Source organism: Gillisia sp. JM1 (genome assembly GCF_000424645.1).
Lineage (GTDB): Bacteria > Bacteroidota > Bacteroidia > Flavobacteriales > Flavobacteriaceae > Gillisia.
On sequence record NZ_AUKH01000007.1, the window covers coordinates 554,749 to 569,369 of the forward strand.

Below are 14,621 nucleotides of genomic sequence, written 5' to 3' on the forward strand. Positions count from 1 at the left end.
GATATACAATATACTAATTAAGAATCTTTATTTTTATTCAAAATAGTACTGCTTGCTTGTGCTGAAGGCATTACAGTAAGATCTGCAATATTTACATGATAAGGTCTGGAAACCACAAAAGAGATAATATCTGCAATATCTTCAGGCTGAAGCGCTTCAAACCCCTGATACACCTTTTCTGCTTTTTCTTCATCTCCCTTAAAACGCACTTTGCTAAAAGCTGTTTGGGTTAATCCTGGATTTACGGCACCCACTTTAATTCCTGTTTTATTAAGGTCCATTCGCATCCCTTGGTTTAAAGCATCTACTGCAAATTTACTGGCGCAATACACATTTCCATTTGGATACACCTCTTTCCCTGCGGTAGAACCAATGTTTATAATATGTCCGGATTTTCGCTCGATCATTCCGTGAATAATAGCTTTGCTCACATAAAGCAATCCTTTTACATTAATATCCAGCATGGCGTCCCAATCTTCCAAGTTACCATCTTGGATAGGATCTAAGCCATGAGCGTTCCCTGCATTATTAACTAGAATATCTATATTCTTAAAAGTTTCTGGCAAGCTTTCAATTTTTTTGAATACTTCAGTTTTATCCCTTACATCAAAATTTAAGGTGGTTACGGCGACTTGTTTAGATAGTTCTATTTCCAATTCTTTTAAAACCTCTGTTTTTCTTCCGCATAAGATCAAACTGATATTATTTTTTGCTAATGCAAAGGCGGTTGCTTTTCCAATTCCGCTGGTGGCTCCTGTGATTAATGCAATTTTTGTCATGTTATAGTATTGAGATTTTAAAGATCCTTTGAAGTTATAAAATGTATTAAGAATTAGATTGGTATGAATTGTAAACGAATGTTAAGTCTTGTTAAAAATAGTTAATTGTGGGTGTACCATGAAATCTATTAGACAATGCTTCGTTATCCTCTCCAAAACCAAATCATTTATAATATGAAAAAGCGATTAACAAATATGAAAATGAAGAAATTTACAGGATTTTTAGTAGCAATTCTTGCTGTAACTGTATTGTTTAGTTGTAGCAATGATGATTCTAACGGAAATGAATCTGCCAGAGTTAAGGTAAGAATGACAGATGCTCCGGGGGATTACAAGGCAGTTTTTGTGAATGTGACAGATGTAATGATTAAATCTGATGCATCAACTTCAGAAGAAGAAGCTTGGATTAGTTTAACTGGAGTACAAACAGGAATGTATGATCTTTTAACTTTAACAGGTGGAGTAACACAATTGTTGGCAGATGCAGAGGTGGAAGCTGGATACCTTAGTGAGATAAGATTAGTACTTGGGGGAGACAATTATTTAATTTTAAATGATGAGTCAAGACAAGAGCTAAGTACTCCAAGTGCTCAACAATCTGGATTAAAAATTAAAGTAGATCAAGAATTAGAAGCTGGCCAGGAATATGAATTCTTGTTGGATTTTGATGTAGATAAATCTATAGTAAGCGCAGGTAATTCGGGAGGGTTTATTTTGAAGCCAGTTATTCGTGCTACTGCTACTGCTGAAACCGGAACAATAATAGGTGAGGTACATCCAACTAATTTCCAAAGTGAGATTACAGCACAAAACGCAACTACCACAATTTCTGCTTATACGAATGCCAATGGAGAGTTTGCATTAAATGGTGTTCCTGCAGGTATTTATAAAGTGACAATTAAACCTTCCTTATTATCAGGTTTTCAAGTGAAAACTATTAATAATATTGAGGTTACGACTAATGGAACTATAGATTTAGAATCGATCTTTTTGGATTAGAGGTTAGATTTCTTTTTCAGATGGGCTCCCTAAAATTGAGAAATTTTAGGGAGCCCTATTTTTTTTCTTCTTATTTTAACGGTTATGGTTCAATAATTGTTCTATTTGCACCTTTCGTAATTTGTAAATATCTTCACATACTTAAAAGTAATATCCATGATAGAAAATAATACCACGGTAGACATTTCAAGTCTTAATGAGAAAATAGAAAAAGAAAGTGCTTTTGTAGATATTCTTACATCCGAGATCAATAAGGTGATCGTTGGGCAAAAAGAAATGGTAGAGCGTTTGTTAATTGGTTTATTGGGGCAAGGACATATCCTTTTGGAGGGTGTTCCCGGGCTTGCAAAAACCTTAGCAATTAATACCCTGTCTCAAGCGGTACATGGGAGCTTTAGTAGAATTCAATTTACGCCAGATCTTTTACCTGCAGATGTTGTGGGAACGATGATCTATAATATGAAGCTGAACGATTTCAGCATTAAAAAAGGACCGATTTTCGCCAATTTCGTATTAGCAGATGAAATTAACCGTGCTCCAGCAAAAGTGCAATCGGCTTTATTAGAGGCCATGCAGGAGAAGCAAGTTACTATTGGAGATGAAACATTTATTTTAGATAGACCATTTTTAGTTATGGCCACGCAGAATCCTGTAGAGCAAGAGGGAACTTATCCGTTGCCAGAAGCACAGGTAGATAGATTCATGCTGAAGACAGTGATTAAATATCCTGACATGGCACATGAACAACTTATTATAAGAGCCAATTTAAAAGGAGGATTCGAAAAAGTGAATCAGGTGGTTACCTTGGAGCAAATTGCCAGAGCGCAAGCTGCAGTTCGTGAAGTGTATATGGATGAGAAGATCGAGAAATATATTTTGGATATTGTATTTGCTACCAGATTTCCTGAAAAATACAATTTAGAAGAATTAAAACCACTTATCAATTTTGGAGCTTCTCCTCGTGGAAGTATCAATTTGGCCATCGCAGCTAAATGTTATGCATTTATAAAACGAAGAGGTTATGTGATTCCTGAAGATGTTCGCGCTATTGTTTACGATGTGCTAAGACATAGAATTGGAATTACTTATGAAGCTGAAGCAGAAAATATAACTTCCGAAGATATTATCCAGAAGATCATCAACGAGGTAGAAGTACCTTAGAATGATCACAAAACCCATTTTTATTTCCAAACATTAATTTTATTCTACCTTCATCAGAGCTTTAAGAGCTATGGATACTAAAGAACTACTTAAAAAAGTCCGGAAAATTGAGATCAAGACCAAGCGTCTGAGCAATAACATGTTTGGGGGCGAGTATCATTCTACCTTTAAAGGGAGAGGGATGACTTTTAGCGAAGTTAGGAGTTATCAATTCGGGGATGATGTAAGAAACATAGATTGGAATGTAACAGCTAGATATAATGAGCCTTTTATAAAGGTGTTTGAGGAAGAGCGGGAATTAACCATGATGTTGGTGGTAGATATTTCGGGATCCGAATTTTTTGGAACAAAACTTCAGTCTAAGAAGGAAATCATTACAGAAATCGCTGCTACATTGGCATTTTCGGCAACACAAAACAATGATAAAATTGGATTGTTGCTATTTTCGGATCAGATGGAATTATTTATTCCGCCGAAAAAAGGAAGATCACACGTGCTTCGAATTATTCGGGAATTATTAGAATTCGAGCCAAAAAATAAAAACACAGATCTGGTTGAAGCCCTTAAATATGCGAGTAGTGTGATGAAGAAAAAAGCGATCATTTTTTTGCTTTCAGATTTTATGACAGATGGTTATCAGCAAACCTTAAAGATCCTTAGCGGGAAACACGATGTTACTGGAATTCGTATTTACGATGAGCGCGAAGAAGAGATCCCAAATCTAGGATTGGTACAAATGTTAGATGCCGAAACTGGAGAGATGATGATGGTTAATACCGGCGCCAAATCTGTTAGAACCGCTTATGCTAAATATTTTAGAGAGCGAGAAGTTTATTTTAAAGATAGCTTTAATAAAAGCGGAGCAGGCACTATAAATACACGCGTAGATGAAGGTTATGTAAAAAAACTGTTGGGTTATTTTAAAAGAAGAAGTTAAGAATTTATAATGACACAAAAATATTCAACATTTAGAAAGTACGGTTTACAAATAAGGCAACTTGCTTATGTCTTAAATTTTTCTAGCTATGTGAATGGCTTCGGAAAAATGGCGTTTTTCGGACTTTTATTATTCTTATCGCTAAATAGCTTTGCTCAAATCCCACAAATTTCTGCGGGAATAGATTCTACTTCCATAAAAATTGGAGAGCAAATAAAATATCAGATATCTGTTGAAGCAGATTCCACTGCGCTAGTAGTTTTTCCAGAAGGAGCCACATTTAATCCTTTGGAAGTAGTTGAGTCGTTAGCTACAGATACTTCCAGGATAGAAAATAGATTTAGATTACTTAAAGAATATTATTTAACTCAGTTTGATTCGGGTAGCTATACTATTCCGCAGCAGCGAGTTTTAATAAATGAGCGCCCTTTCTTAACCGATTCTTTTCAGGTTGAGGTCGCAGATGTAGTAGTAGATACTACCAAACAAAAAATGTTTCCTATTAAGCCAGCAATGGATGTGCCCTCTGGATTCCAAATCCCGAATTGGATTTGGTGGGTCTTGGGAATACTTATAATAGCTGGTATTGCATTCTTTTTTATCAGAAGAAAAAAGAAAAGAGATGCCGCGATCAAGCAATTGCCACCTTATGAAAGAGCCTTATTTGAGCTGGAGCAATTGGATAAATCTCATTTATTGGAGAACAGGCAGACTAAGGAATACTATTCAAAATTAACTGAAGCGGTTAGGAGATATATAGAAGATGAGGTTCATTTAAGGGCAATGGAAAGTACCACTTCAGAGCTTATTCATTTCTTGGAACTCAAAAAAGAAACCGGGGAGTTAAAATTAAGTGATCAAACTATCACAGATCTTCAAGTAATCCTTCAAAGAGCCGATCTTGCTAAGTTCGCCAATTCCAAACCAGATATTATTACAGCTAAAGAGGACAGGTCTAAAATTGAACATGTTATTATAGATACCAAAGCTGCAATTCCTGAGCCTACAGAAGAGGAATTACTAAAAGATGAAGAATATAGACAGCTTCAATTAAAAAAGAAAAGAAAGAAGAAGATCCTCACGATCTCTCTTTCAGGATTGGTATTAATCTTTATTATAGGAACTGTATTGGTGAATACTAATGGCTATACTTATTTGGTAGATCTTTTTGGCGGAAACCCAACAAAGGAGTTGCTAGATGGAGAATGGATACAAAGTGAATATGGAGATCCATCGGTTAGCATAGTTACCCCAAGGGTATTAAAGCGCGGTGAAATAGACATGCCGAATGAAGCGAAGGAAATGTTGGTGGGTAATGAAACTTTTATAGACGGAAACCTAGAAGAAGAATTGTATGTGGTTCTAAGTACGGTAAGGTTTCGAGAAGATGTAAAATTTGAATTAAATACTGCTGTAGATGGCGTTTATGCTAATCTGGAAAAGAAAGGCGCCAAGAATATCATCACAAAAGATGAAGAATTTACCACCTTAGAAGGGGTAGAGGGCGTTAAGGTCTTTGGAACGCTGGAAATGGAAATACCGAAAAAGGATAGGAGCATTAATAAGAAATATATTATTCTGAATTTTGCTGTTAATGGTGGTTTTCAGCAAATAACAGTGATTTATAATGAGGAAGATGCTTATGCCGATGAGATCGCAAATAGAATAATCAATTCAGTTGAATTTGAAAAACCCACAAGTTAATGTTTGACAATTTCACATTTGAGAGTCCCCAGTTTTTCTGGCTTTTGGTTTTACTGCCGATAGCCGCGGTTTGGTATTTTTGGAAACGAGACAAACAGCAGGCATCTTTAAAGATGTCCAGTATTCAGGGATTTAAGAAAAATCGCAGTGTACTTCCTTATTTAAAACATGGACTATTTGTATTGCGTTTACTGGCTTTAGCATTGCTTATTATTGCGATGGCAAGACCTAGAACTACAGATGTTTCAACAAAAACAACCTCTACAGAAGGGATAGATATTGTACTTGCAATAGATGTTTCAGCAAGTATGTTGGCTCGCGATCTAAAACCTAACAGGCTGGAGGCTTTAAAGGAAGTAGCTAGTGAATTTATTAAAGGCAGGCCTACAGATAGAATAGGACTAGTGCAATACGCCGGCGAAAGTTTTACAAAAACTCCTATCACAAGTGATAAGGCGGTTGTTTTAAGCTCTTTGAAAGATATAGATTATAGCCCGGTTTTGGTAAATGGTACAGCAATTGGAATGGGATTAGCAACAGCGGTAAACAGGATTAAAGACAGCAAAGCTTTAAGTAAAGTAATTATTTTACTTACAGATGGTGTAAATAATGCCGGATTTATAGATCCCAAAATAGCTAGTGAATTGGCAGTTGAATATGGTATTAAAGTATATACTATTGGAGTTGGTAGTAACGGGATGGCACTTTCACCGGTAGGGATTTTGCCAAATGGGAATTTTCAGTATGGCAATCAGAAAGTGGAAATAGATGAAGAACTGCTTAAGGAAATAGCGAGTACAACCGGAGGAAAATATTTTAGGGCAACAAATAATGAGAAATTAGAAGATATCTACAAGGAAATAGATAGTCTTGAAAAAACCGAAGTAGAAGAATTCAAATATTATAATTATCAGGAAAATTTTAGGATGCTGGTTTTAATTGCCGGATTCATATTACTGATGGAATTACTTTTAAGGTTCACGATTTTTAGAAGTTTTATTTAAAAGAAGCAAGAGCAAAAGCTCATATTTTATAAAAGAACATATTGATGTATATTTTAGAAGAAGAAAAATTTTTCTGGTTATTGCTGATCATCCCTGCTTTGATCGTTCTTTTTATAGGCTTATTATTTTGGAGAAAATCCAAGCAAAAGCAATTTGCAACTGCCGAAATGCTGGAGCAGCTCACACCCGATAAATCTGTTTTTAAGCCTTGGTTAAAATTCAGTTTACTTCTTTTGGCTTTCGCGCTTTTAGTAATTGCTTTGGTAAATCCGAAGATTGGGACTAAGATGGAAACCGTTACCAGAGAAGGGGTCGATATTGTTTTTGCGATAGATGTTTCTAAAAGTATGGAAGCAGAAGATGTAGCTCCTAACAGGTTGGAAAAGTCCAAACAATTGGTCACGCAAATTATAAATAATCTTGCGAGCGATAGAATTGGAATAATCGCTTATGCAGGAAGTGCATTCCCGCAATTGCCAATCACTACAGATTATGCTTCGGCTAAGATGTTTTTACAGGCGATGAATACAGATATGGTTTCTTCCCAAGGGACCGCTATAAATGAAGCGATAGAACTTTCTTCTACTTATTTTAATGAAGAAGACCAAACCAGCAAAGTGCTTTTTATAATAAGTGACGGGGAAGACCATGAAGGAGATATAGGTAATGTTGCAAAAGAAGCAGCTGATAAAGGGATACGTATCTTTACCATTGGAGTAGGTTCTCTAAAAGGTGGGCCAATCCCAATTAAACGAAATGGTGTTATCCAGACTTATAAAAAAGATCAGAATGGAGAGACTGTAATCACTAAGCTTAATGAGGCTACATTAAAGGATATTGCCAACGATGCCAATGGAGAATATATTCAAGGAAATATAACTAAGAATGTGCTGGAAAAAGTGACAGAAAATCTTCAGAAGTTGGATAAAACCGAGTTTGAAGCAAAACAATTTGCAGACTATCAGTCACAATTTCAGTGGTTTTTGGGATTGGCAATATTGTTGATACTTTTAGATGTCTTTTTATTGGAAAGAAAAACAAGATGGATCAAGAAATTGAATCTGTTTAATGAACATAAAAAATAAGATGCAGAACTTTTTGAAAATTCAATTAATCCCTTTGCACATCAATCTGATTTTGATGTACTTTTTCTTCTTTGTTTCAGGATTACAAGCACAATCGCTTCAGGAGAACGATAAGAAATTGAATCGTGAAACCAATAAAATTTTAAAAAATGCAGAAGAGGAATTAGGGGAAAACGATTTTTCTTCCGCAGAAGCCTCCTATAGAAAAGCGGTTTCGAAAGATGAATCTAGTGCGACAGCCAGATATAATATGGCCAATATGTACTACGGTAAAGAAAAACCTGCACAAGCTACTTCCAGATACAAACAAGCAGCAAAAGTGGCAGAAACAAAGGAAGATAAGCATGATGTTTTTCATAATATGGGGAACTCCTATATGGATCAGAAAAAATACGCTGAAGCAATAGGTGCTTATAAAAATGCGTTGAGAAATAACCCGACAGATGAGCAAACCAGATATAATTTGGCTTTAGCTAAGAAAATGTTGGAAAAAGAGCAACAGGAAAACAAAGATCAGGACGATAAAAAGGACGATAAGAAAGATAAAGAGAAGGAAAAAGAAAATCAGAATAAAGATAAGAAGGAAGACGATAAAGGAGAAAAGGATAAAAAAGATCAAGGCGATAATAAGGAAAATGAAGGTGGAGATAAAGAAAAGGAGCCTAAAAAAGAACCTGAAAAGCCAGACGATAAAGGAGAGCCAAAAGATCAGAAAGAACAAAAAGACGAGAAAGGGGAGCAGGAAAAGGAACAGCCACAGCAGCCTCAGCCAGGACAACTTTCTCCTCAGCAAATAAAAAATTTATTGGAAGCCATGAACAACGAAGAGAAAAAAGTTCAGGATAAAATAAATGCTGAAAAGGCAAAAGGGGCAAAAACAAAATCAGCTAAAGACTGGTAGAAAGAATCTGGGATTCAATAAAAAAGAGCATTTAAAGAATGAAATTAAGAATAATCATATTATCGTTTTTTCTAGCGATCTCTACAATTTCTGTTGCTCAGGTGAAATTTGAAGCCAAGGCTAGCAAGAATAAATTAGGGGTAAATGAGCGCCTTCGGGTAGACTTTGAAATGAATAAGGACGGGGACAACTTTAATCCACCTTCTTTTAAAGGTTTTACCGTTGTTGGTGGGCCTAATCAGGCAGTTAGTAATAGTTGGATCAATGGAAAACGTACCTACTCTAAAACCTACAGTTATTTTCTAGCGCCAACATCTCGGGGAAAGTTCACGATTTCTCAGGCAGAGATTACCATAGATGGTGATATATATAAAACTACGCCTATTCAGATCGAGGTTACTTCAGCCGTGGAAACCCCTACAGATGGTAATAACTCCGATTTCGTTGCTTCAGAAAACCTGCATCTTGTTGCAGAAATTTCCGATTCTAATCCGTTTTTAAACGAAGCCATTACGGTGGTCTATAAATTATATGTGAGTCCATTAGTGAGTGTGAGTAATTGGCGGGAAATGGACAGTCCGGTTTACAGTGATTTTTGGAGCCAGAATATAGATATTAGACAATTAAAAATTGAATCTGGTGAATATCAAGGAGAGCCATATAGATTTGTAGTGCTTAGAAAAACTATACTATATCCTCAAAAAACAGGGGAACTAGAAATACAACCACTGGCCCTTTCTGTATCTGTAGATGTTCCAAGTGAACGCCGTGATATTTTTGGTGGCAGATTGTACACCACAGTAGATAAAACGGTTACTGCCGGGAAAAGAGACATAAACGTAAAGCCACTGCCGCTTGCAAATAAACCAGCAAATTTTACAGGCGCTGTTGGAGACTTCGATTTTGAGATTAGTGCCAGTAAGACCAAATTAGCAGCTACCGAATCTTTAACATTAAAGGTTCAAGTTTCTGGAAAAGGAAATTTAAAACTCTTTGACCTTCCTAAGTTGGAAGTGCCAAGTTCTATTGAATTATATGAGCCGGAACGAATTGAGAACGTAAGAACAGATCTTAATGGCACCCAAGGAAGCATTGCAGACACCTATACTGTAGTGCCCAATCAAAAAGGGAATTTCCCTATTCCTGCCTTATCGTTTTCATACTTCGATCTTAGCAGTAAAAGTTATAAGACCATTAATACTGAAGAAATTTTGTTGGAAGTTTCAAGCGCTCCTGCCAATTCTTCTTTTTCAGCAGGGAATACCATAAACAAACTTCCAGTTGAAGCAACCGGGAAGCAATTTGAATACATTAAGTTGAGTACCAATCTAAGACCTATTAATTCGGGTCCTTTTTTAGGTTCGGCTTTATTCTGGACCTTGTTATCACTTCCTATTGCAGTTGTATTTTTAGGGATCCTTCTTGGTAAAAAGAGAAGGGAAATAACAAATGATGTACAGGGCAAAAAGATCAAGAAAGCGAATCGCCTTGCCAAGAAATACCTTTCTGAAGCTAAGAATAATTTGGGAGATCAAAAGGCGTTTTATATAGCTCTGGAGCGAGCATTACACAATTATCTCAAAGCTAAGTTGCATATTCAAACCAACGAAATGAGTAAAGATAAAATCGATGTTCTGTTGCAAGACAGGAAAGTGGATCCCGCAACAAATAAAGAGTTCATTTCTCTTATAGAAACTTGTGAGTTCGCAAGATATGCTCCTTCTTCTAGTGTTACTATGAATGAGGATTACGAGAAAGCTGCAGCTACAATTTCAGCATTAGATAAACAGTTATAAGCATGAAAAGAATACTGTTCCTTTTACTATTAATTTGCGCTCCTTTGATGGGGCAGAATAAGGCTTTATTTGAAAAAGCTAACACAGCTTATAATGCTGGTAATTATCCCGAGGCTGTTAGCCGATATACAGAAGTACTTAAAAATGGGGAAGAATCGGCAGAGTTATACTTTAACCTAGGGAATGCCCATTATAAACTCAATCATATAGCCGAAAGTGTTTATAATTATGAAAAAGCCTTATTATTGGATCCGGCAGACCAAACTATCAAAAACAATTTGGAATTTGCTTGTAACATGGTTTTAGATGATATTAAAGTGGTTCCAAAATCGGGATTATCTAATTTTATAACTACTGCGATCAGCGTTTTTAGTTTTAATGGATGGGCGTGGATCGCAATATCAGGAGCAGCAATTTTTTCAATTCTATTTTTACTCTATTATTTTAGTATTGCCAGTAAATGGAAACGCGTATTTTTTACGGTTGCAATTACAGCAGTAGTAATTTCGTTTATCTCCTTGATATTCGCATTTTACATGAAAAATGATACTCAAGACAGGGAATTCGCAATCGTATTTGCTGAAGAAGTTCCTGTACGGAATGAACCTAATTTAAGAGGCAATGAGCTGTTCATGCTTCATGAGGGTACAAAGGTGCAAATTCTCAATACCTTTCAGGATTGGGTTCAATTAGAATTAGCAAACGGCTCAACGGGTTGGGCAGATAAAACTTCTCTCAAATTCTTATAGATAGATTTTGCAAATACTAACAATAGGTTAATTTATAGGGATTCTTTTTTCTAATTAAACAATATTGTTATTTTTGCCGAAATGTTGAAAACGGCCTATATATTAGTATTTATTTTCGTGAGTTTTCTCATGGTGCCAACGATTGTGGTACTTATAGATAACAATACCGATATTTCATTTATTTCTTCTACTGCTGAAGAGGAACAGGCCAAGAACAATATTTCTACAGAGTTCACAAATAATGAGGTAAGAGAAAATCAATTGAGTATTGATTTTCTAAGTAAAAAATCTGTGATCCTTCACAGGGAAAAGCACAACTTACAATCGCTTTATTTTGAAGTTATATCACCTCCGCCAGATCTGGCATAATATCTTTCGATTTTCATGTTACCATTAATTTAAGTTAGATTTTCTAAAACCATACATCTATTGAAGGTTTGGTAAGAAAACTATCACACTTATCTTAAAAGTAATTCCCCTTATTAATTAATTATAAATAAAGGAATTGTTTAGGATATGGGCCAAAAATAGGGTCCGTTATCAGATATCTTATTGCAAATCTCTATGAGATTAGCAGTGGGGGATTTCCATTTTTAGGAAGATCCAAAATCACAGTTCCTGTTACACATATTATTTACATGTTTAAGAATTTAAAAAGTGATTTACCAGCAAGTTTGGTGGTATTTTTTGTGGCCCTACCTTTATGTTTGGGTATTGCTCTTGCCAGTGGGGCACCATTATTTTCCGGCGTTATTGCAGGAATTATTGGAGGAATAGTTGTTGGGATTGGATCTGGTTCTTCCCTAGGAGTTAGTGGTCCTGCAGCAGGATTGGCAGTAGTAGTGCTTACAGCAATCTCAGATCTTGGTAGTTATGAGTTGTTTTTAGTGGCCGTAGTTCTTGCCGGAATTATGCAGATTGTTTTAGGATTATTAAAGGCAGGAGTAATTGGATATTTCTTTCCATCTTCTGTGATAAAAGGAATGTTGTCTGCCATTGGAATCATTATATTTTTAAAACAAATTCCGCTCGCTATGGGGTTCGATAATCAATCTGATAGTGTGTTTTCTTTTTTTGAAACTACAGGACGAGATACATTTTTGAGCCTTGCCCATATGACAGATTTTGTATCGATTGGAGTAATAGTTATAACAGCTATTTCTTTATTGATATTGTTGGTTTGGGATAATGTCTTGGCTAAGAAGAATAAATTTTTCAAACTTGTGCCAGGACCCTTGGTTGCAGTTATAGCTGGTATTAGCTATCAATTAATTTTTAGTGATACTACTACCATTTTTGAAATTACAGGAAAAAATCTTGTAAATGTACCTGTGCCAGATAACGTTTCAGATTTTATTGGGCAATTTACTTTTCCAGATTTCACACAACTGGGCAACTCTGATATATATATTGTTGCAATCACCATAGCAATCGTAGCAAGTTTAGAAACTCTATTGAGTGTTGAAGCAACAGATAAGTTGGACCCAGCAAAGCGAGTAACCCCAACCAATAGAGAATTAATAGCGCAAGGTGTAGGAAACACTTTTTCCGGATTAGTAGGAGGTTTGCCAATTACTCAGGTAATTGTAAGAAGTTCTGCCAATGTTATGAGCGGAGGGAAAACAAAACTTTCAACAATTCTTCACGGTTTTTTATTGCTTTTTAGTGTGCTACTAATTCCTCATTTTCTCAACTTAATTCCACTGGGAGTATTAGCTGCAGTATTGTTAATAATTGGATACAAACTGGCTAATCCAAAACAATTTATTCAAATGTTCAAGTTGGGTAAATCTCAGTTTATTCCCTTTCTAGTAACGGTTGTAGCAATTGTAGCAACAGACCTTTTAGTAGGTATTTTGTTAGGACTAGCAGTTGGAATTATTACCATTTTAATAAACAGCTACAAAAACTCACATTTTCTGCATATGGAAGATGTATCCAATGGCGCCAGAAAAATAAAAATGGTTTTTGCTGAAGAGGTAACATTCCTAAACAAAGGAGCTATACAGCGAGAGCTCAACACATTACCAGCTAATACTTTTCTAGAGATCGATGTTACTAAGACAAGATCTTTAGATTTAGATGTTTTAGAGATCCTAGAAGATTTTGCGGTAACAGCAAGGAACAAGGATATAAAGATTAAATTTATATCTGAAAGAGGGATTTTTGAAAACCCTGTTAGTTATAGAGAGATTTTTGGAATAGAAGTATTTGAAGCAGCCCATTAATAAAAAGAAAATTAGATGCAAGACCTATATAAAAATTTAATAGAAAACAATAAAAAATGGGTAGAGAGCAAGTTGAAGCTTGACCCAGAATATTTTAAGAAATTAGCTAACGGGCAACAACCTCCAATTCTGTGGATAGGTTGTGCAGATAGCAGGGTTCCTGCGAATGAAATTATAGGGGCAGAGCCTGGGGAAGTATTTGTACATAGAAACATAGCCAATATGGTGGTGCATACAGACATGAATATGTTGAGTGTGCTGGATTATGCTGTAAACATCCTTAAGGTAAAGCACGTAATTGTATGTGGCCATTATGGTTGTGGAGGTGTAAAAGCAGCGATGGAACAGCAATCTGTTGGCTTAATAGATAACTGGATACGCCATATTAAGGATGTGTACAGATTACATAAAGATGAATTGAATGCTATTTCTGATGAAAAAGAGCGTTTTGATTCTTTTGTAGAATTCAATGTAAAAGAACAAGTTTTTGATCTTGCTAAGACGTCTATAATTCAGAACGCATGGAAGAATAATCAAGATCTAAGTGTTCACGGATGGGTATATGGAGTAGGATCTGGAATTATTAAAGATCTGGAAGTAAACTTTAGCAATGATTCCCAACTGGAAAAAGTCTATCAGTTAAATTTCTAGGGAAATAATCAAGAATATGATCCGCCAACATGATTCAATTTTATTGAATTAAGTTGGCGGATTTTTTATGCTTCAGCTTTTTCTTCTTCTTTGATAAGATCTAGATCTCGCGCTTCTATTAGAATGGCAGGAATTAAAATAGGAGCGATAGTTCTTATAGGAGCATATAATATAGAATCTTCCAAGGTCTCCTGCTCTACTATTTTTATATCCTCATTGGTAGATCCAAAGAACATAATTACAACACTCACTACAAATGCAACTTTTATAAAGCCGAAACTAGCACCAATAAGTTTGTTTAAAACACCAAGAGCAGCAAATCCGGCCACTTTGGTTAAAAATTGCCCAGCAAGCGATATTAAGAACACAACCATAATAAATGTGATGGCAAAAGAGGCCAGGTTAACATACCTCATATTCCACGCAACCCTTTCTACTAAGTAGTCACTTATATAATGCGAAAAATAGACTGCTATATATATTCCTAGAATAAAACCAACTAAAGAAGCCAATTCAGCAAAAAAACCACGAAAAAACCCTCTTACCATTCCGTATAGTAGGATTACCCCTAGTATGATATCTACAATATTCATCTTTTTTGGATAGTGTTACAAGTCCCAAGATACG

The 14,621-nt window shown here is 35.7% G+C and carries 14 protein-coding genes; 12 read left to right on the forward strand and 2 right to left on the reverse strand.

Annotated features, from left to right (window positions below):
* Positions 1–17: 17 nt before the first annotated feature.
* The gene (locus H033_RS0102510; RefSeq protein ID WP_026836933.1) at positions 18–779 is read right to left on the reverse strand and encodes an SDR family NAD(P)-dependent oxidoreductase; all 762 of its coding nucleotides are present in this window, start codon (positions 777–779) and stop codon (positions 18–20) included.
* 174 nt (positions 780–953) lie between these two features.
* On the opposite strand from H033_RS0102510, the gene H033_RS0102515 reads away from it, so the two are divergent.
* The 12 genes from H033_RS0102515 (at position 954) to can (ending at position 13,994) form a co-directional block, all read left to right on the forward strand.
* A complete protein-coding gene (locus tag H033_RS0102515) occupies positions 954–1,778 on the forward strand; it encodes a DUF4382 domain-containing protein (protein ID WP_026836934.1) in 825 nt (274 codons plus the stop codon).
* A 156-nt stretch (positions 1,779–1,934) separates the two neighbouring features.
* On the forward strand, positions 1,935–2,939 hold the full coding sequence (locus tag H033_RS0102520) for an AAA family ATPase (protein WP_026836935.1): 1,005 nt from the start codon (positions 1,935–1,937) through the stop codon (positions 2,937–2,939).
* A 70-nt stretch (positions 2,940–3,009) separates the two neighbouring features.
* Complete coding sequence (locus tag H033_RS0102525; RefSeq protein WP_026836936.1) at positions 3,010–3,876, forward strand: DUF58 domain-containing protein; 867 nt, start codon at positions 3,010–3,012, stop codon at positions 3,874–3,876.
* A gap of 9 nt (positions 3,877–3,885) precedes the next feature.
* The gene (locus H033_RS0102530; protein ID WP_026836937.1) at positions 3,886–5,580 is read left to right on the forward strand and encodes a hypothetical protein; all 1,695 of its coding nucleotides are present in this window, start codon (positions 3,886–3,888) and stop codon (positions 5,578–5,580) included.
* Positions 5,580–6,584 (forward strand): vWA domain-containing protein, encoded by a 1,005-nt coding sequence (locus H033_RS0102535; RefSeq protein ID WP_026836938.1) that lies wholly within the window; start codon positions 5,580–5,582, stop codon positions 6,582–6,584. The genes H033_RS0102530 and H033_RS0102535 overlap by 1 nt, the downstream gene beginning before the upstream one ends.
* A gap of 44 nt (positions 6,585–6,628) precedes the next feature.
* Complete coding sequence (locus tag H033_RS0102540; RefSeq protein WP_026836939.1) at positions 6,629–7,669, forward strand: VWA domain-containing protein; 1,041 nt, start codon at positions 6,629–6,631, stop codon at positions 7,667–7,669.
* Position 7,670: 1 nt separating this feature from the next.
* Positions 7,671–8,570, forward strand: coding sequence for a tetratricopeptide repeat protein (locus tag H033_RS0102545; RefSeq protein WP_026836940.1), 900 nt, complete (start codon positions 7,671–7,673; stop codon positions 8,568–8,570).
* A 38-nt stretch (positions 8,571–8,608) separates the two neighbouring features.
* A complete protein-coding gene (locus H033_RS0102550; RefSeq protein ID WP_026836941.1) occupies positions 8,609–10,366 on the forward strand; it encodes a BatD family protein in 1,758 nt (585 codons plus the stop codon).
* A 2-nt stretch (positions 10,367–10,368) separates the two neighbouring features.
* The gene (locus H033_RS0102555) at positions 10,369–11,115 is read left to right on the forward strand and encodes a tetratricopeptide repeat protein (RefSeq protein ID WP_026836942.1); all 747 of its coding nucleotides are present in this window, start codon (positions 10,369–10,371) and stop codon (positions 11,113–11,115) included.
* A gap of 81 nt (positions 11,116–11,196) precedes the next feature.
* Positions 11,197–11,484 carry a hypothetical protein gene (locus H033_RS19335; protein ID WP_034886018.1) on the forward strand — a complete coding sequence of 96 codons (288 nt, stop codon included), beginning with the start codon at positions 11,197–11,199 and terminating at the stop codon, positions 11,482–11,484.
* 269 nt (positions 11,485–11,753) lie between these two features.
* On the forward strand, positions 11,754–13,343 hold the full coding sequence (locus tag H033_RS0102565) for a SulP family inorganic anion transporter (RefSeq protein WP_026836943.1): 1,590 nt from the start codon (positions 11,754–11,756) through the stop codon (positions 13,341–13,343).
* Positions 13,344–13,358: 15 nt separating this feature from the next.
* On the forward strand, positions 13,359–13,994 hold the full coding sequence (gene can, locus H033_RS0102570; RefSeq protein ID WP_026836944.1) for a carbonate dehydratase: 636 nt from the start codon (positions 13,359–13,361) through the stop codon (positions 13,992–13,994).
* A 65-nt stretch (positions 13,995–14,059) separates the two neighbouring features.
* On the opposite strand, the gene H033_RS0102575 is transcribed toward can, so the two are convergent.
* A complete protein-coding gene (locus H033_RS0102575) occupies positions 14,060–14,587 on the reverse strand; it encodes a CvpA family protein (RefSeq protein WP_026836945.1) in 528 nt (175 codons plus the stop codon).
* Positions 14,588–14,621 lie beyond the last annotated feature (34 nt).

Coding starts and splice junctions, on each gene's coding strand:
- H033_RS0102555 (WP_026836942.1), top strand. CDS start 10,369: ATGAAAAGAATACTGTTCCTTTTACTATTAATTTGCGCTCCTTTGATG.
- H033_RS0102540 (WP_026836939.1), top strand. CDS start 6,629: ATGTATATTTTAGAAGAAGAAAAATTTTTCTGGTTATTGCTGATCATC.
- H033_RS0102530 (WP_026836937.1), top strand. CDS start 3,886: ATGACACAAAAATATTCAACATTTAGAAAGTACGGTTTACAAATAAGG.
- H033_RS0102550 (WP_026836941.1), top strand. CDS start 8,609: ATGAAATTAAGAATAATCATATTATCGTTTTTTCTAGCGATCTCTACA.
- H033_RS0102535 (WP_026836938.1), top strand. CDS start 5,580: ATGTTTGACAATTTCACATTTGAGAGTCCCCAGTTTTTCTGGCTTTTG.
- H033_RS0102525 (WP_026836936.1), top strand. CDS start 3,010: ATGGATACTAAAGAACTACTTAAAAAAGTCCGGAAAATTGAGATCAAG.
- H033_RS0102515 (WP_026836934.1), top strand. CDS start 954: ATGAAAAAGCGATTAACAAATATGAAAATGAAGAAATTTACAGGATTT.
- H033_RS0102565 (WP_026836943.1), top strand. CDS start 11,754: ATGTTTAAGAATTTAAAAAGTGATTTACCAGCAAGTTTGGTGGTATTT.
- H033_RS0102545 (WP_026836940.1), top strand. CDS start 7,671: ATGCAGAACTTTTTGAAAATTCAATTAATCCCTTTGCACATCAATCTG.
- H033_RS19335 (WP_034886018.1), top strand. CDS start 11,197: ATGTTGAAAACGGCCTATATATTAGTATTTATTTTCGTGAGTTTTCTC.
- H033_RS0102575 (WP_026836945.1), bottom strand. CDS start 14,587: ATGAATATTGTAGATATCATACTAGGGGTAATCCTACTATACGGAATG.
- H033_RS0102510 (WP_026836933.1), bottom strand. CDS start 779: ATGACAAAAATTGCATTAATCACAGGAGCCACCAGCGGAATTGGAAAA.
- H033_RS0102520 (WP_026836935.1), top strand. CDS start 1,935: ATGATAGAAAATAATACCACGGTAGACATTTCAAGTCTTAATGAGAAA.
- can (WP_026836944.1), top strand. CDS start 13,359: ATGCAAGACCTATATAAAAATTTAATAGAAAACAATAAAAAATGGGTA.